This is a genomic window from Staphylococcus sp. GDX8P114P-2 (assembly GCF_017892945.1).
GTDB lineage: Bacteria > Bacillota > Bacilli > Staphylococcales > Staphylococcaceae > Staphylococcus > Staphylococcus arlettae.
Genome location: NZ_JAESMB010000031.1, coordinates 1 through 19606, shown reverse-complemented (window position 1 = coordinate 19606; position 19606 = coordinate 1). Strand labels below are relative to the sequence as shown.

The window sequence follows — 19606 nt, the reverse complement described above, 5'->3', positions numbered from 1 at the left end:
AAATATTTTTTACTGTCAGTATACAATTTGTACCTACCATAACATCGTAACTATAAATACACATTAATTCCGCTCATAGTTTTTCTACACACCATTTACAAATTATAATTCGTTGTCTATATTCTCATCTAATAAACTAAGCACAGCATTTTTAGAAAGATAACCAATGATAAATTAAAAGAGGTTGAGACAGTATTGATTAGTTCCAACCTCTTTTAATATTGGCAGTAGCTGACTGCATTGAAAATACGCTTCAAACCGAGCTTTTTTCAACGCTAGTCATCCTTGCCGGGGTGGGACGACGAAATCATTTTTTCAAAATCAGATTTCTGTCCCACTCCCTTTTATCTATATTAATATTTTTTACATATTTAAAAGATAGTTACGCATTATCATTAACCGTTATAATAGTTTGTCCAACTGTAACAGGTTGTGCAGATTCTATAGTTAACGTTTGGTTTGTTAAGTTTGTAATTACAATAGGCGTAATAATACTTGGTGCATGCGCTTGAATATAATCTAAATCTATTTTGATCAATGGTTGTCCCACTTCTACATTGTCATCAGTCGTTACTAAATTTTCAAAGCCTTGTCCTTCTAACTTCACTGTATCTATACCTATATGAATTAAAACTTCTAAGCCTTCTGGCGTTTCTAAACCAATGGCATGAAGTGTCGGGAATATTGTTTTTACAGTTCCAGTAATAGGTGAAACTATCACATCATCTTTAGGGACAAAAGCTATACCATCTCCCATTAATTTATCTGCGAAAACTTGGTCAGGCACTGCTGTTAGAGGCATAATTTCACCGTTACCAGGTGCGCTAATGAGTGTCTCTGTACTATTAGTCGTTGGGACGGCAGTATCATTATCATCTTCTACCACTGTCGTTTCACTAGGTTTGGTAATTTCACCACTCATGATACGGAGTATATCATGTTTAATTTGATCAGACTTCGGCCCGAAGATAGCTTGCATATTATTACCTACTTCTAACACGCCTGAAGCACCGAGAGATTTTAAGGCAGCCACATCGACACTACTTTTTTCGTTGACTTCAACTCGTAAACGTGTAATACATGCATCCAAATGTTTGATATTCTTTTTACCACCCATTGCGTTCAACACATCAAATGGTAATGAAGCTACTGATGAATCTTTTGTTTCTGTTTCTTCATCTTCACGTCCAGGTGTTTTTAATTTAAATCGTTTAATAACAAAACTAAATAAGAAATAATAAATTATTGCATATACAATACCTACTGGAATAACTAATAGGGCATTGGTACGATCCCAGTTTAATAAACCATATAAAATATAATCAATAAATCCACCAGAAAATGTCATACCAATTTTGACATCTAATAAATGCATAACTAAAAATGATGACCCTGCAAGCAACACATGGACTACATATAATAATGGAGCCACAAATAAAAATGAAAATTCTAATGGTTCAGTGATACCAGTTAAAAATGATGTTAAACCAGCAGATAACATTAAGCCACCTACAATTTTTTTGCGTTCAGGTTTTGCGTTACAATAAATCGCATACGCTGCAGCTGGCAAACCAATCATCATAAATGGATACTTACCGGTAGTAAATGCACCCGCTGTAAATTCTACGCCATCTTTCATTTGTGCCATCCAAATACGTTGATCTCCTCGTACTAATTCACCGCTATGGCTGACGTACTGACCAAACTCAAACCAAAACGGAGCATAAAAGATATGATGTAAACCGAATGGAATTAAAGAACGTTCAATAATCCCAAAAATAAAAGTTGTTAATGTTAAATTTTTATTTAATAAGAAATTGGATAATTGATTTAATCCCTCTTGAATCGGTGGCCATACAAAGCTTAATAGTACACCCGTTACAATCGCTACAACTGAAGTAATAATTGGCACAAAACGTTTACCGGCAAAAAATCCTAAAAAGGCAGGTAACGTTATATTATAAAAGTTATTATAGCACCATGCTGCTAGAGCCCCCATGATAATACCACCAAACACTCCTGTTTGTAGGGTTGGAATGCCTAATATCAATACATTCTCTGGCTCTTTCGCTGCTTGACTCAGTGTTTTAGCACCATCAGCATAACTAAAAATATCATCGATAGTAATATTCATAACTTTACCCATAGTTGCATTCATAATTAAATAACCAACTAGCGCAGCTAATGCTGCTACACCGTCTCCACCTGCTAAACCTAAAGCTGTCCCTACAGCAAAAAGAAGTGGTAAATTATCAAAGATAATTTGTCCCGAGGATTCCATAATAGATGAAATAATAACAAATACTTCATGTTCTAACCAAGGTGCTATTGCAACAAGTTGTGCATTGTGCATTGCATTTCCCAATGCGAGTAAAATACCCGCTGCCGGCAATATCGCAACAGGTAACATCAAAGCCTTACCGATACGTTGCAATTGTCCGAAAAATCGTATAAACATAACCTACTAACATCCCTTCGAGTAAACATTATCGAAAACAAAAAAGGCATGAGCAAACAAAACTAAACTGTAATAGTATAGTTTCATTTTGCTCATGCCTGCCTTACCAGTAACACGCGTTTCGATAAATTTGTTAATAGTATACAATGAATTCAGTTTTAGCGCAATATCATTGCACTCATTTTATTAAAATATTTCATTACTAAATTTAATAATTTAACATTAACGCAATCGACATGGCAGCAATACAAATAAACACCCATAACATAATGACTTTCCATGCGAACTTCAACCATTGCACATAACTAATCTTAGCTACAGCTAATGCTCCCATTAATATTGCGGATGTCGGAAATAGAATATTACTAATAGCATCACCATATTGGAATGCTAACACTGTCATTTGACGATTGATATCTAATAAATCTGCAATTGGCACCATCAGTGGCATCGTAGTTAATGCTTGACCCGAGCCTGATGGAATAAAGAAGTTCAAGAAAAATTGAAAGACAAACATAACGATAATGACTATTGATGCTGGTACATCAGATAATACCGAAGACATGCCGTGAACTATAGTATCGATAACTTTCCCGTTCTCTAAAATTACGATAATACCTTTGGCAAAACCAACAATCATGGCACCAAATAAAATATCTTTCATTCCTTCTATCAAAGCATCAAATGTCCCATTGATACCTAAACCACCTATCAAACCAGCAAGCAAACCTGCTAATAAAAAATTGGCGCTCATTTCATTAAAAGACCACGAAAATTTGAAAATACCAAAAACATTTAGTGCAATCGTGCCAACAATTAACGCTAATCCTGCAGCTTGTCTTTTAGTAAATCTACTATATTCATATGTTTGGTTGGTGTTTTCGGCTTGTTCCAACTCCAACACTAAACTTTTAGACATGTCTTTTTTAACCTTAAAAGCATAGAGCATTACAGTAGTAATTGCCGCTGTTAAAATAAATAAATAGATTATCGTTCTTAAACCCCACCCAGAAAACATTGGGATCTCGGCAACCGTCTGTGCCACACCAACAGTAAATGGATTAAGCATTCCTCCCATAAAGCCACTTGCAGCACCTAATATCACAATAGATGTTCCTGTTAAGGCATCATAACCTAAAGTTCTAGCAATAATGATGCCGATGGGGACAAATATTATAGTTTCTTCTGCTAAACCAATTGAAAAACCTAAAATTGAAAAAATAGTCATTGTTAGTGGAATCATTAACACTTTAAAATTCCCTAACTGACTCATAACATATTTAACACCAGTCTCAAATGCGCCTGTTTTATGTACTATCCCAAACGCACCACCAACTAAAAATATGTAAAAAACAATCTCGCCGCCACTAATTAATCCTTCAGGAATTGCTCTAAAAATATCAAACAATGAACCACCTTGCTGTGCTACCTCTTTATAAGACCCCGAAATAACGAGTGTCTGACCATTTTTTTCTTCTCTATCATACTCCCCAGCAGGAATAATATAAGTGAGTAGACACGCAATTGTAATAATGCCCATTAATAACGCGTATGTATGAGGTGTTCTAAATTTCAACTGTTGTATCCAACGTTTCATACCTTTACCCCTTCCTCATCATTATTTCTTATCTATACCCTATGTGACTTAAAATATTAGATTCATTTTCTACTCATGATTAGCTGCTCTCTTTTATATTTTGTAAAATACAACAACACTTAAAGAGCAATTATTTTAGTATAAAAATAGGAAGAGAATTAAATGGAGCCATTTAATTCCCTTCCTTAAAATACTAGCTATTTCTTCTCTTTATTAAATGATCATGACGTAAACTTACTTTATTGGTAACACTACTACAACAACTTGTGCTATTTTTATTTATTAGAAAAATCTTTTAACTGCAGTAGAAAGTGGTGGAATTTCGTCTAAGTCTAATTTTTTATCCTCTGTAAGTGAACGATACGCCCAGACACCATAGTTGATTGCTTCGTCTGTTACTATTTTACCTGGTAAAGGCGCGGCGTTTGGATCAACATACACATTTACTATAGTTGGTTTTGTTTGTGACATAGCTTCTTCTACGATTTCGTCTATGCGATTAGGATCTTTCAACGTATAACCTACACCGCCAGCACTTTCAGCGAACATCGCTAAATCTACGTCAGTAAAATCAATTGCATACTCTAATTCTCCAGCAGCTTGTTGTTCATATTTAATAAATGATAACTCTTGGTTATTTAATACAAAGATAGTCATTGGCAAATCATATTGTACTGCTGTTGCAAAATCTTGCATAACCATTTGGAATGCAGCGTCACCTGCAATACCAACTACTTGGCGGTTTGGATATGCACGTTTAGCAGCAATCGCACCTGGTAAAGCACAACCCATAGTACCTAACCAACTAGAAACAATAAATTTATTATTTACTGTTAAATCTAGGTAACGTGTTGACCATACTGTTGATGTACCTACATCAATTGAAAAGATTGCATCATCAGTTTTGACATGGTTAATCGCATCCATTAATCTTTCAGGTCGGATTGGACTGTTGTCATTTGCTTTATCTTCAGCCATCCAAGCATCCCAAGTTGCTTTACGTTCTAACGTTTTATTTAAGAAATCTCTATCTGACACATGGTTCATTGTATCAGTTAATTGTTGTAACGCGTACTTACTATCTCCTATAATACCAACATTTACATCAAAACGATGGCCAATAGCTTCTGGATTCGTATCTATTTGAATTGCTTTAATATTCTTCTTAGGCAAGTAATCTACATATGGATAATTAGTACCTACCATAATGAGCAAATCAGCATCTTGTATCGTTTGATAAGACGTTTTTGTTCCAATCTTACCTAAGTTACCAATGTTGTATGGGTGCGCATCAGCTAAAATACCTTTTGCAGGCAATGTGATAATTGTTGGTACTTTTGCCGTTTCGATAAATTCTTTCACTTCATCTTTAGCATGCTTAGCACCTGTTCCTAATAACATCACTGGACGTTTACTTTTATTGACTAATTTAGCAGCTTTTTTAATACTACGTGGCTTTGGATTAACCCGTGCTGGTGGTGCTGTATCTACTTTAGTATTTGTTGTATCTTTTACTTTTTGTGTTAATAGATTATTAGGTAAAACTAATACTGCCACACCTTTTTGTTCATACGCCGTACGAATTGCTTCATTTACAATACCGAACACGTCTTTATCATTTTCCGTAATTTGACGGCTATAGGCAGCAACACCTTCAACCATTTTTAAAATATCAGTTTCTTGAAATGCTTTAGTTCCAAGTGCAGTACTATCTGTTTGTCCAGCCAAAATCAATTGAGGCACACTATCCATTTGGGCATCATACATACCATTTAATAAATGTACAACCCCTGGACCGCCAATACTTAAAGCAACACCTATTTTACCAGTAAGTTTGGTATAACTTGCTGCTGCCAAACTTGCTACTTCTTCATGTCTAACATGTACAAATTCAATACTATTTCGTTCTGTTCTTAAACTATCGACAACCGCATCTATTGAATCACCTGGAATGCCATACAAGTGATCGATATCCCAAGCTTGTAATGCTTTTACTAATGCTGTATTCCCTTTAATTTTTGCCATTTAAAAAAATCTCCTTTCATAAAGTCAATGTTACAAATTATAATTCCTTCAAAATTTCACTTCAACTTAATCGGGTTATAAGTCATTGAATGTTTTAGTATAAAAACAAAATAAATAATGGTATGAGCACCGAACTCAACACTGCTGTTAATATCATACCTATTGAACTAAACGCTCCCGATTCTATATCTAACTCTAATGCTTTTGCAGTACCAAAGGCATGTGAAGAATTACCATACGTTAAACCTCTAGCGATTGATGTTTGAAACTTAGCAAATTTCAATAGATAAGCGCCTAACATACTGCCAATTAAACCTGTAGTGATAATAAACAAAATAGTAATTGTATCCGTTCCGCCTAATTGATGTGATAACTCTATACCGACTGCTGCTGTAACTGAACGTGGTAGTATAGTAGCAATAACTTCTTTCGAATATCCTAGTAATTTTAATGAGAAAAAGATTAAAAAGAAATTTATCGTTACTGCAGCTACAACACTAGTAAAAATTATATTTGCATGTTTTAAAATTTTAGTTCTATTTTGATATAGTGGGTATGCCAAACAAACAACCGTACAATTAAGTAAGTAGTTAATCCACTGACCACCAACCATATAATCATCATAGCTTTTGCTAAACAGTAGCAGTAATCCAATAATAATTATGGAAGAAATCAATGCTGGATTTAGTAATGGATTTTTATATTTTAACTGTAATTTTTTGGCGAAAATATATGCGCAAATGGTGATTATAATCATTAACAAACCTTGCCAAATAATCATCAACTTTGCTCTTTTCTAATGTGTAATAAATTCGCCATTTTTTCTGCTATAAACCCTGAAATTAGTGCTACAGCACATGTTCCTGCAACTACTAATAAGAAGAATAATATAAAATGAAGATTTATTTCAGAAGTTATATCCATAATGCCAACTACTGATGGTACAAAGAAAAAGACCATTGTTCCAATTAAAAAATTAGCGCCATCACAAATCCATCTTTCTGGAATAATCTTAAATTGTAGTAATACAAAGAACAATATCAATCCAACAATACTACCTGCTATAGGTATGTGTAATGCTTTCTGCAGCACATTACCTAAAGATGTTATACCCATTAACAGAGCAACTTGAACTATAATTCTAATTGTTTTTAATGCAAACTGCATTAGCACCCATCCTTTAATTATTATTTACACTTCGTGTGTATCAATTACATATTAAGTGTAAGCCATATTTGCACATAATAAAAATATTGATTATAGATACTAACTATTACTTTTTTCTATGGAATCGTTTTCTTTCATAGTTGATCATAATAAAAACCTTGTGCCTTAAATATCACTAGTCACACTGTGATATTAAGTACTACAAGGTTTTTGACATTACTCTATAAACGTTGACTCATAAAATCTATCCATTGACGTGTTGCATGACTTAAATACTTCTCTTTCTTCCAAATTACACCTAATTCCCATTTCATAGCACTATCATTGATATTAATATGTTTAAAATTACTATCTAACATGCGTACGATATTATCCGGTAAAATACTAACGCCTAAATGCGCATTAAGTAAATTTTCAATGAAGTTCCACTGTGATATCTTAGAAATTGTTTTAGGTATAAATCCTGCATTTTTAGCTGCTTCTCTAATCTTATCGTTTAAATAAAAGTCCTCGTTAAATAAAATAAAATCTTCATTTGCTAACTCTTTCATTTCTACTGTTTTACGATGGGCTAAGTGATGTTCTTTATTAAGTACTAACTTTAAATCTTCTTGGTACAAAGGGATTGAGTTAAATATCGTACCATCTACTGGCAAGGTGGTAATACCAATATCAATTTCATCATTTGCAAGCTGTGATTCAATCATTTTTCCACCATTTTCTACTAAATTATAGGTGATATTGGGGTATAATTTATGAAACTCGCCTAATATCTGGATAAATTTATTCATATTCATCACTGCCGATAAACCGATACTAATATGCCCCGTTTCTAATCCTAATAAACTATTAATTTCTACCGGTAAATTATTATATAGCGCTAATATTTCTTTACACTTTTGATAAAATACTTGCCCAGCATCTGTTAATTTCAATTCTCTTTTACTTCTATCAAACAGTGGCATACCTAATTCTTTTTCTATGTCTTTAACTGCTTTGCTGATTGTCGGTTGCGCTATGTACAATGATTTTGAGGCATTCGTCATACCACCTTCGTTTACTACTTCCACGAAGTAACTCATTTGTTTAATATCCACTGATTACACCTACTTTATATCTTTAGTTATGGTTATTGGTTATATTGATTTTAGCATGAGCTATACCTTTTTAAATGTAAAACACTCATTGTATTAGCAATTCAAGCTTCTACTTATACAATACACCTAAACTCGCCACATCTATTAGCAGCTTTATTTTAATATTGTAAGGCGTCTATTTGTTCTAAACGCATAGTTGAGCCTTGATTATATAATACAATGATGGCTATTACTAAAATGACCAAGCTGAGTAAAATGAGTCGTCGTCCCTTAATTGTTAAATCTTTAAATATGGCTAATATCAATATGATAACAAGTAAACAAAATAGTGCATAAGCTATAAACATAAGTAAAGTTCCCATATTATTTTCTTCCTTTGGTGTTATTTAACACAATTATATTTGTTGTTATCATTTTGAGTCGAGGTACCCGAGACCTATCTTTTGTAACTAAAAAGTAGGTCCTGCAATGAAATATTTATCATCCAATTGCACGAACCTACTATTGTAATTTTTGTCTAACATTGTTAATACTACGAGATTATGCTAAATCACCTTTAGTAATTGTATCGTCTTCACTATCTTTAAGTTTAATAATTTTAAATCCAATAAATCCGAAAATGATTGAAATTATTGGTACTGTATAATTTAGCACCGCAAATGGCGCATATTCCATAACTGATACACCTAATGTCGATGCAATAAACACACCACATGTATTCCATGGCACAAATACACTTGTTAATGTTCCACCATCTTCTAATGCTCGTGATAGATTTTTAGCGTGCAACTGTCGTTCTTTAAATGTGGATGCATACATTCTTGAAGGTACAATAATTGAAATATATTGTTCTGAACATGTACAGTTCGTTCCTATGCAGGCAATAATAACTGAAGCAATCAATGATCCTGTATTTTTAGCAAACTTTAATACTACTGCAATTAATGATGATAGCATTCCCGAATATTCGAGTACCCCTCCAAAAGTCATTGCTACAATAGTTAACGAAATCGTATAAAACATAGATTCTAAGCCACCACGATTAAATAACTCATCGATAAGACTATTTCCTGAATCGATTTTATATCCTGTTTGTAACGCTGTTAATGCTTCAGTCAAACTACCACCCTGTACAAATATTTGGGCAAAAAATCCTAATACTATACCTACCGAAATTGCGGGTACAGCTGGAACTTTTAATACTACTAGTAAAATTACCACCAATGGCACAAGCAGTAGCCACGGTGTAATTATAAATTGATCATTCATAGTAGCTAACATGTTATTTATTTTTTCTGCATTCATAGCTGTTTTATCTAAACGGAAGCCTATAATGCCAAATACTGCTAAAGCAATAATTAATGCTGGAATCGTTGTATACATCATGTGTTTAATATGGTCAAATAACGGCACTTTAGTTAAACCTGATGCCAAGTTTGTCGTATCTGACAATGGACTCATTTTATCGCCAAAATAAGCACCACTTATGACTGCACCTGCAATCATACCTGGTGAGATTCCCATACTTAAACCTATCCCAATTGATGCAACCCCCACTGTAGCCATCGTAGACCAACTGCTACCTATTGCTAATGAGACTATGCCACATAAGATTACCACTATCGCTAAGAAATAACGTGGATCAATCATTTGTAAACCATAATAAATCATCGTTGCAACTACACCACTACCAATCCAAGATCCTATTACTAGTCCTACTAAAATAATGATGATAATAGCCGGTAAGGCATGCCTTATACCTTTGTATAACATCTCCTCAACCTCAGCATATTTATAACCATGTAGTAAGGTAACAATTACTCCAGTAGCTGTTCCTATCATCAATGGAATATGTGGTTCTTTTTCTAGTACAGCGACTGTAAATAACATACAACCAATCATTACGAATAAGGTCAATAATGCAGATCCAAGACCTAATTCTTTTTTCTGAATATTTCGATTTTTAAGTTTCATAAACGCCACCCCTTGTGTTTACTTAGCACTATGATACTTAAGTTAGAGACTATTCGCAACTCGCTATTCAACACAAATGATTCGTGGACAATGAATTATCGTACTAGTAACTAGCAAAAACGCATAATTTCAGCTGTTGTGAAAACTTATTTCACTAACATACTAAAATTATGCGTTATTAAAGCTCATATGCTAATTATTTTATTGTGTTCTATAAGTTTGCAAAATTTCTTCTGCTACTGCTGCATTAGCTTGAGGTGCCTGTTTTAAAGCATCGGCAACATAGGCAATTTCGTCACCTTGTGCACCTACAACGATGGCTAGTGATTTATACTGCAAACTCATATGCCCTTGTTGAATTCCTTCTGATACAAGCGCTCTGCACGCAGAAAAGTTTTGCGCTAAACCAACAGCAGCTACTACATGACCTAATTCGCGCGCTGATTGTACATTTAATATATCTAATGATGCCTTTGCTATAGGCAAGACATTGGTACCACCACCAACCGTTGCTAATGTCATTGGTACTTCTATTGTGCCGATCAATCTATTACGAGAACTATCATAGTCCCAAGTTGCAAGCCCTTTATAGTGACCATCTTTGCTCGCGTATGCATGTGCACTTGCCTCTGCGCCACGTGTATCATTTCCAGTGGCTAGGACTACCGCATGGATTCCATTCATTACACCTTTATTGTGTGTTGCAGCACGATGAATATCTACTTGAGCTAACGTAGATGCCCGCGCCATACGACGAGCGACTGTTGGACCATCAAAATCACCTTTAGCTAAGTCTGCAACATCAATTTCACCTGTTACTTTAACTACAGATGCCGTGGCATGATTGGATAAAATACTCATAAGGACATCACTGTTATCAATTTCACTCGTCAAATAAGCAGTAATACCTTCTAATATTGTATTTAACATATTAGCACCCATCGCATCTTGAGTATCAACAAAGACCTTTAACGATAACAACTGCTCCGCAGGAAATGTATCAATTTCAATGCGGCGATAACCACCGCCACGTTTAATAATCGATGGATACACTTCGTCAGCAATGCGTTTAATTTGTGTTTCATGAGATTGGATAGTCATGGCAAGAGCTTCTGTATCTTCTACACCATCAAATACGATTTGACCAATCATTAAGCGTTCACTCGACACCACATTAAAGCCGCCTGTTTTATTGACTAATTTAGCGCCATAACTTGCTGCAGCCACAACTGAAGGTTCTTCTACCATCATAGGTACTGCATAATCAACTTGATCCACTTTAATATGTGGCAAGACTCCAACAGGTAGCGCACCTTGTCCAATAACATTTTCAATCAAACTATTGGCTATATCTTCTTGGATCAGTGGATGATTGAGTAATAACTCCTTGTTTTCAAGTGATAAATAGCCTTGATTCGCTAACATATCTAATTTATCTGCTCTCGATAAATGTCTAAATGATTTATCTAATACACTCATAGCTTATTGTCCTTTCTCAACTAATAATGCGATACCTAGGCCGCCACCGATACACGCTGTTGCTACACCTGTTTGTTTTTGTTCTTGTGCTAATATATTTACTAATGTTGTGACTAATCGTGTACCACTGGCACCAATAGGGTGACCTAGCGCTATTGCACCGCCATATACATTTAATTGGTCATCTTTAATATTTAAATTTTGTTGTACTGGTATACTTTGCGCCGCAAAAGCTTCAGTCATTTCAACAATATCAATGTCTGTAATTGACTTATTACTTTTTTCTAATAATTGTTCAACAGCATAATAAGGTGCATATCCCATATAACGCGGGTCACAGCCTACTTCAGCATATTCGCCTAAGATACCTAAAATTTCGTAACCCTGATCTTTAGCATATGTCTCTTCCATTAAAATAATTGCAGAAGCTCCATCGTTGATACTTGAAGCATTACCACCAGTTACCGTACCATCTTCTTTAAATATCGTCTTTAACGTGCTCAATTTTTCGACACTACTATTGCCTCTAATACCTTCGTCTGTAGTCATCCATTCGCCCTCTACATCTTTCAACGGAACGATTTCATTATCAAATTTACCGTTTGTAGTAGCTTCATGTGCTTTAAGTTGAGAAGCATTGGCAAATTCATCTTGCTGCTCTCGCGTTATATTATATTTTTGGGCAATATTTTCAGCAGTAACACCCATAGGTACTTGATCAAATGCATCTGTTAATCCATCATACATAAAACTATCAACTGGTTTTTCGTCTTCATTTAATAATAACTTAGGTGCATTAGTCATGCTTTCAACACCACCAACTGCAACTACTTTCGCTTCACCTAGTTGAATCAATTGTTTACCTAAGATTATTGACTTCAAACCAGAACCACAGACTTCATTTATTGTCATACCAGGCGTAGTATTGGGAATTCCTGCATTAATACCGATTTGACGAGCAGGATTTTGACCATTACCACTTTGTAAGACATTACCAAATATAACTTGTTCTATTGCTTCTGGCTTTAAATTAATCGCTTGTAATGCTGCACTTAAAGCTTTCGTACCAAGCTCTACAGCTGAATAATTACTTAATTTCCCTCTGAATCTTCCAATTGGTGTTCGTTTTGCACTTACAATTGCTATCTTTTTCATATAAATTCTCCGTTTCTATATTCTTTTAAATGTTTGTATTTCATTACTTTATTTTGGTATGATACAATTGCTTATTTATAAAAAGAAAGGTGTCGATACGCAATGACGATCGGTATAGACCAAATCGATTTTTATGTTCCAAAATTTTATGTAGATATGGCTAAACTTGCTGAAGCACGCAATGTTGAACCAAACAAATTTTTGATTGGTATAGGCCAAACTGAAATGTCAGTTAGTCCTGTCAGCCAAGATATTGTTTCTATGGGCGCAAATGCTGCGAAAAACATAGTAACTGAAGAGGATAAGAAACAAATCAGTATGGTTATCGTAGCTACAGAATCTGCAATTGACTCTGCAAAAGCCTCAGCTGTACAAATCCATAATTTATTAGGTATCCAACCATTTGCACGATGTTTTGAAATGAAAGAAGCTTGTTACGCTGCAACTCCAGCTATTCAATTAGCTAAGGACTATCTTGCTAACCGTCCAAACGAAAAAGTGCTCGTAATCGCAAGTGATACTGCACGTTATGGTTTAAATTCTGGTGGTGAGCCAACACAAGGTGCTGGCGCTGTAGCAATGATGATTACACATAACCCACGTATTCTTGCATTCAATGATGATGCAGTTGCATATACTGAAGATGTTTATGACTTTTGGAGACCAACAGGTCATAGTTATCCATTAGTTGACGGTGCATTATCAAAAGATGCTTATATTCGTTCATTCCAACAAAGCTGGACAGAGTATGCTAAACGTACCAATAAAACATTAGCTGACTTCGCTTCATTATGTTTCCATGTTCCATTTACTAAAATGGGTAAAAAAGCACTGGATTCAATTTTAACAGATGAAATCAGTGATGAAACAAAAGAACGTCTAACTGAAGGCTATGAAGCAGCTACATATTACAATCGTTATGTAGGTAATATTTATACTGGTTCTCTTTATTTAAGCTTAATTTCATTATTAGAAACTCGTACTTTTGAGGCTGGTCAATCTATTGGCTTATTCAGTTATGGTTCTGGCTCAGTCGGTGAATTTTTCAGTGGCACACTTGTTGCTGGTTACCAAGATGCATTAAACATTGATGGCCATAAAGCACTTTTAAATAATCGTACAGAACTATCAGTAGCAGATTATGAAAGTTATTTCGCCCGTTTTGATAACTTAGAATTCAACCATGACATTGAGTTAGCCGATGAACAAAATGCGATTTTCTACCTGAATGAAATCAATGACAACATCCGTCATTATAATACCTTAAATTAACGTTAAAATCACTGAATAACATTATATCCATTATTTTATTTCAGTCTTACTATTTATTCAATAAAAAACACGTCCTTAAGCAAAGGGCGTGTTTTTTCATATTGTTTATAATTTAAGGTTTCGTACTATGCTTCGGACGATATAATGGTGCCATTTCTACAGTTTCTATTTCCAATAACTTAATCTTTTTATCTATGCCGCCACCATAACCAGTTAGACTACCATCAGCACCAACTACACGGTGACATGGGATTAAAATACTAATAGGATTACTACCTACCGCACCACCAACTGCTTGTGCTGACATTTTATCTTTCCCTTTTACTCTTGCTATTTTGTCTGCAATTTCACCATACGTCATTGTTTCACCTGAAGGAATTGTAGTTAAAATCTCCCACACTTGCTCGCGAAATGCGGTGCCAGTTGGTTTCAAAGGGAAATCAATGGTAGGATTATCACCTTGAAAATAGTGATCTAACCATGTACGTACTTGCTGAAAAATGGGTTGTTCCTGTGCAACGACTTTGTCATTTAACTTACGTTCATAGTCAGACTGATTATCAAACCATAACCCTGTAATATGAGTACCATCGGTTGTTATCGTTAATACGCCAACTGGTGAGGAATAATTCATTTTATATTGCATAGTGTGACCTCCTTATTCACTTTTATAGTAATGCTTTTTGGTTTTTAAGTAAAATACAAAGCTAACTATAAATATTATGAAATTCAAAGGACAGTAAGATTCCTCGTTATATACATTCATGATACCCATCTAGCCGAAACACTTCACTTAATGACTCAATGTTCAACTTACTTTACAGGTTCTTCATTAGTTGTATAGCTAGAATTCGTGTTTTGTTCTCTACCTGTGTTAGGTAGCACCAAAGTACTAACAACTATTGCACTGCCAATCAAACACGTGCCTACAATGAAACTTACACTTGCCGCTAAATGTACACTATATCCTGCTACACTTAATCCAGTATAGATTGACGTAATAATCGCAATACCAAATGCACCGCCTAGTGTTGAACCCATTTTAAAAATACCAGATGCAACACCAATTTTTTCGGATGCTGTTGTTGAAACTGCGGTACTAAGCGCAGGTGTAGCAAAAAATCCTGTCCCTGCACCAAAGAAAATTGTAGCAATCAATGTCAAAATAATATAAAATGTCGAATCTATAAACGTAATAGACATCAATAATACACCAAAACCAGTACAGATAGGACCGAACACCATAGCCCTTTTAGCACCGAATTTTTTAATACTCTTTTCACCAAGTCGTACTACTAACAGTAAAGCAATCAAATAAGGTAACGTAATTAATCCTGCGCTAAAACCACTTAAGCCATGACCTGCCTGTGCATAAATATTAATTAACGCAATCACACCAACCCCTGTATTCAATAAACAGTTAGAAACTACCGCACCTACATATGAACGATTTTTAAACAATGTTAAATCCATAAAAGGAATCGCTTTACGCTTTTCAACAGCAATAAAAATAACAATACTTATGACAAACGTTGCTGCTAAAATAATAGTAATAATGTTTGACCATCCAATTTTATTACCTTGCGTAATTACAAAGCTTATACTGCCAATCATAAGTACAAAAATCACTAACCCTACATAATCAAAAGGTGTGTTTTGTTGCTTTTCTTTGTGCTGTTCTGGTAAAGATTTAATTAAAAACAGTGCTATAATTGCACCTATAATAGACATGACAAAAATCATTTGCCAAGAAGTAAATGTTGCAATGGCACCTGCGAAAAATGAAGCTAGACCAGTACCACCGAAAGAACCAATAGACCAATAACTTAAAGCCTTTTGTCGTTCTTCTCCTTCAAAATAATCATTTATCATCGCAATAGTTGTCGGCATGATAATAGCAGCTGATAGACCTTGTAGCGCTCTACCTAGCAGTAATAATACAGCATTGCCTGTAATAATAATGGCAATCGAGCCTATAATACTTAAGATCAATGCCACACGTGTCATTTTCACCTTGCCCACTCTGTCAGAAATATTACCCCCAACAACCATAAATACGCCTGTAACAAACGATGTTAAACTTATTGAGATATTAATGATATTCGGACTGACCGGATATGTTTTTTGAACATTTGGCCCTATATTTAAAAACGCTTGTGCAAATAACCAATACGTTAAGATAGATAACATAATGGCTATGATAAGTTGACGACCTGAAATCTTTTGGTTTGTTCTGGTTGCATTACTTTCGTTTACAGTCATGATACATCCCCCAATGTTTAGACCTGAACTATTATTAATTTCCAGAAATCTTTTTTGAAAATTCAGTCTTTTTAGTATATACTACTTCGATATACTTGTCCAAAAAAATTTATTTGTTATAAAAATTATATAATTTAAAATCTTTTTCTTTTGCATATTCTAATGCTAATGTTTCTAAAATATTGATTAGTGCTGGATTTTCTTTGACTTCAATGTATTGTACTTTTAAATTATAATCTTCAGCTTTTATAGCTTTTGCATCATCTACAACTAAATCATTATCTAGTGCATATGCTCTTTTAAACCTTAAAGTTCCAGCATCAGACTTTAAATTATATTGACCTAACTTATCACATAAATCTTTTTTAGCACGTTGATGATTATTTAAATATCCTCCTGCTTGTCCTACAAAAACTGGCTTTTTATGGGCATTAAAAATAACATAAATTCCATATTTTTCTTGTAATTGCAATCTACTATCTTTATCAAAAGACATCGCCTTTTTCTTATTATATTTAAACAATTTACTTAGTTTTTTATCGTAAAGTTCTAACAACTCTGCAATCTTTTTATTACCTTTCATAAAAAATCCCCCTTATAACAACTTTAATGTTAATTATATAGTGCAATAACATTTATAAAAATTCAACTTTTTATATTGGACACAGTGTACTATATTTAATATAAAAACAGCAACTAACTATGTGAGATTAACACATTGTTAGTTGCTGTTTTTATCATTATTTATTTTGTTGTGCAAATACCTTACTGATGCTACGTAATTTCTCTGGTGCATCATCTCTGTGCATTTTCACTTCTACAAAATGCATTTGGTTTGAATTTGCAGTAATAACATCAAAAGTACGTTGTAACTCTTGTGGTGTATTCACCTCGTGAAGTGCAACATCTGTACCTCCAAATACTTGAGGTAAAGCTTTGTAGTCCCACATATGAATATCATTGTATAGTGCATTTTCTCCATGAATCATCCGCTCTACTGTATAACCATCGTTATTAATAACAAAAATAATTGGTTTTAAATGATAACGGATCATTGTCGATAAAGCTTGCACAGTTAGTTGTAGCGAGCCGTCCCCAATTAACAAAATATTTCTTCGCTTCGTATCTGCTATTTGTGATCCTAATGTTGCTGGTAAGGTGTAACCAATAGATCCCCATAAAGGTTGTCCTATAAACTTATTATTAGCATGGAGCCATAGATCATAAGCACCAAAAAATGATGTACCTTGTTCAGCAATGACAACATCATTTGGCTGTAAAAATGTTTGCATCATAGCAAAGTAAGTGGCTTGAGTTAATGGTTCTTTGTTAGTTGTATCTACCTGTATATTAGTATCTCTCCGCTTCGACACTGTTGGATTATGACGATACTTAACCTTTTGTAAACTAGTGATAATAGCAGGTAATGTTAAATCTGTACGTTGTTCTGTATTTATTTTAATATTATGATGATTTAACATTATTACATCGTCAATATCAAATTGATAAGAGAAACCAGCAGATGCCGAATCAGTAATCTTTGCACCAATATTTAAAATAGCATCACTTTGATCTACGTAATCTCTAATATTATCTTTAGCTACACTGCCATCATAAATACCTAAATAATAATCACTTTCCTCATTAAAAGCCCCTTTCCCTAAAGATAGCTGCACAACTGGTATACCAGTTGTTTTGACGAAGTCTTCCATTTCTGACTGCAAACCAAAACTATTAATTTCATGTCCAGTAATAATTACTGGTTGTTTAGCGTTTTGTAATTGACGTTCAATTGCCGCTACCAATTCATTATCTACAGCATTTTCCATCGGCAGTAATTGAAATGACTCTTTAATATCGATTTCTGTTGCTGCAACATCAATTGGTAAATGTATGTGCACAGGTCTTTTATTATTGACCGCTGCTTGTATTAAACGTGGTATTTCTGAAGTTGCATTCTCCGACGTAATGTACCCTTGTGCAGTAGTAATAGGTTCAAACATTTTACGATAATCGTCGAAATTCCCCTCTCCAAGAGAATGATGAACAAATTTTCGCGCTTGTTCTACTGATGTTGTAGGTGCTCCTGTTATTGCAATTACTGGTACTCGTTCTGCAAAAGCACCTGCTATACCGTTAATTGCACTCAATTCACCGACGCCAAACGTGGTAATCAAAGCTCCTAAACCATTAATACGGGCATAGCCATCTGCTGCATAACTAGCATTTAATTCATTGGTATTGCCAATCCAAGACACATGTTCATGGTCAATAACGTCATCTAGAAATGTTAAGTTAAAATCTCCAGGAACTCCAAATATCTCCTCGACACCTGCGTTGTATAGTGCATCAATCAAATATTGTCCTACTCGCATTTTCATAATTCATTCCACCTTTACATAGTCCTTACAACATCTATCATATGCACCTCTACCAAAAAGGTCAACTACATTGACTTAATAATGACGACTATCGGTATTTTTACTATAATGAGAAAACACTTGCTAATAAAGGACGTATGCTTATGACAAAAAATAGCGATTATGAACACATGCTTTTTTATTTCGCTTATAAAACTTTTATAAATGCTGCTGATGAAATTATTGAACAATCAGGTATGAACCGTCAGCACCACCGTTTTCTTTTTTTTATCAATAAATTACCAGGAATTACAACAAAACAATTATTGAAAGTATTAGAAATTTCTAAACAAGGTTCGCATAGTACTTTAAAAACTTTAAAAGCAAAAGACTTAATTTATGAACAACCTGCACCAGATGATAGACGTGTTAAGCAACTATTTGTTACTGATACTGGTGCCGAACTAGTTACAAAATTGAATAGCGCCCAAAATAAATTAATGCAAGAAGTTTTTGATCAATATGGTAACGATTGGTACGATATTATGGGCAAACTAGCCGAATATCGTGAAGGTTTTCAAGATATTAAACCTTTAATTGATCGAGATGGTCACACTTAAAAGGGAGTGGGACAGAAATCTGATTTTGAAAAAATGATTTCGTCGTCCCACCCCGGCAAGGATGACTAGCGTTGAAAAAAGCTTGGTTTGAAGCGCATTTTCAATGCAGTCAGCTACTGCCAATGTGAAAAAGGTTTCGA

16 protein-coding genes are annotated in these 19606 nt (G+C 34.4%); 2 read left to right on the top strand and 14 right to left on the bottom strand.

Annotated elements, in window-relative coordinates:
• Positions 1-382 precede the first annotated feature (382 nt).
• From ptsG to KA845_RS12695, 10 genes are all read right to left on the bottom strand, one after another.
• Positions 383-2458 carry a glucose-specific PTS transporter subunit IIBC gene (ptsG, locus tag KA845_RS12740; protein WP_210128184.1) on the bottom strand — a complete coding sequence of 692 codons (2076 nt, stop codon included), beginning with the start codon at positions 2456-2458 and terminating at the stop codon, positions 383-385.
• Between the two features lie 208 nt (positions 2459-2666).
• Positions 2667-4055, bottom strand: coding sequence for a YfcC family protein (locus tag KA845_RS12735; protein WP_210128183.1), 1389 nt, complete (start codon positions 4053-4055; stop codon positions 2667-2669).
• 282 nt (positions 4056-4337) lie between these two features.
• Positions 4338-6080: a pyruvate oxidase gene (locus tag KA845_RS12730; RefSeq protein ID WP_210128182.1), complete on the bottom strand. Its 1743-nt coding sequence runs from the start codon at positions 6078-6080 to the stop codon at positions 4338-4340.
• Positions 6081-6174: 94 nt separating this feature from the next.
• Positions 6175-6861 (bottom strand): LrgB family protein, encoded by a 687-nt coding sequence (locus tag KA845_RS12725; protein ID WP_002509699.1) that lies wholly within the window; start codon positions 6859-6861, stop codon positions 6175-6177.
• On the bottom strand, positions 6861-7247 hold the full coding sequence (locus KA845_RS12720; protein ID WP_167867822.1) for a CidA/LrgA family protein: 387 nt from the start codon (positions 7245-7247) through the stop codon (positions 6861-6863). The genes KA845_RS12725 and KA845_RS12720 overlap by 1 nt, the downstream gene beginning before the upstream one ends.
• A gap of 221 nt (positions 7248-7468) precedes the next feature.
• On the bottom strand, positions 7469-8344 hold the full coding sequence (gene cidR, locus KA845_RS12715; protein ID WP_002509701.1) for a cidABC operon transcriptional activator CidR: 876 nt from the start codon (positions 8342-8344) through the stop codon (positions 7469-7471).
• Between the two features lie 158 nt (positions 8345-8502).
• Positions 8503-8706 carry a hypothetical protein gene (locus tag KA845_RS12710; RefSeq protein ID WP_002509702.1) on the bottom strand — a complete coding sequence of 68 codons (204 nt, stop codon included), beginning with the start codon at positions 8704-8706 and terminating at the stop codon, positions 8503-8505.
• Positions 8707-8884: 178 nt separating this feature from the next.
• On the bottom strand, positions 8885-10318 hold the full coding sequence (gene nhaC, locus KA845_RS12705; protein ID WP_107374025.1) for a Na+/H+ antiporter NhaC: 1434 nt from the start codon (positions 10316-10318) through the stop codon (positions 8885-8887).
• 201 nt (positions 10319-10519) lie between these two features.
• The gene (locus tag KA845_RS12700) at positions 10520-11797 is read right to left on the bottom strand and encodes a hydroxymethylglutaryl-CoA reductase, degradative (protein ID WP_021459595.1); all 1278 of its coding nucleotides are present in this window, start codon (positions 11795-11797) and stop codon (positions 10520-10522) included.
• Positions 11798-11800: 3 nt separating this feature from the next.
• Positions 11801-12952 (bottom strand): thiolase family protein, encoded by a 1152-nt coding sequence (locus KA845_RS12695; protein ID WP_107376869.1) that lies wholly within the window; start codon positions 12950-12952, stop codon positions 11801-11803.
• Between the two features lie 102 nt (positions 12953-13054).
• On the opposite strand from KA845_RS12695, the gene KA845_RS12690 reads away from it, so the two are divergent.
• A complete protein-coding gene (locus tag KA845_RS12690) occupies positions 13055-14224 on the top strand; it encodes a hydroxymethylglutaryl-CoA synthase (protein ID WP_002509706.1) in 1170 nt (389 codons plus the stop codon).
• A gap of 112 nt (positions 14225-14336) precedes the next feature.
• Here the strand turns inward: KA845_RS12690 and KA845_RS12685 are convergent, their stop codons facing one another.
• The 4 genes from KA845_RS12685 to KA845_RS12670 form a co-directional block, all read right to left on the bottom strand.
• Complete coding sequence (locus KA845_RS12685; protein WP_103388544.1) at positions 14337-14870, bottom strand: methylated-DNA--[protein]-cysteine S-methyltransferase; 534 nt, start codon at positions 14868-14870, stop codon at positions 14337-14339.
• A 167-nt stretch (positions 14871-15037) separates the two neighbouring features.
• A complete protein-coding gene (locus KA845_RS12680; RefSeq protein ID WP_107376867.1) occupies positions 15038-16486 on the bottom strand; it encodes an MFS transporter in 1449 nt (482 codons plus the stop codon).
• A 109-nt stretch (positions 16487-16595) separates the two neighbouring features.
• Positions 16596-17069 carry a hypothetical protein gene (locus KA845_RS12675; RefSeq protein ID WP_002509709.1) on the bottom strand — a complete coding sequence of 158 codons (474 nt, stop codon included), beginning with the start codon at positions 17067-17069 and terminating at the stop codon, positions 16596-16598.
• Positions 17070-17226: 157 nt separating this feature from the next.
• Positions 17227-18867 (bottom strand): alpha-keto acid decarboxylase family protein, encoded by a 1641-nt coding sequence (locus tag KA845_RS12670; protein WP_002509710.1) that lies wholly within the window; start codon positions 18865-18867, stop codon positions 17227-17229.
• A gap of 143 nt (positions 18868-19010) precedes the next feature.
• Here KA845_RS12670 and KA845_RS12665 point away from each other — a divergent pair, with 143 nt between their 5' ends.
• A complete protein-coding gene (locus tag KA845_RS12665; protein WP_021459596.1) occupies positions 19011-19466 on the top strand; it encodes a MarR family winged helix-turn-helix transcriptional regulator in 456 nt (151 codons plus the stop codon).
• The last annotated feature ends 140 nt before the right edge of the window (positions 19467-19606 follow it).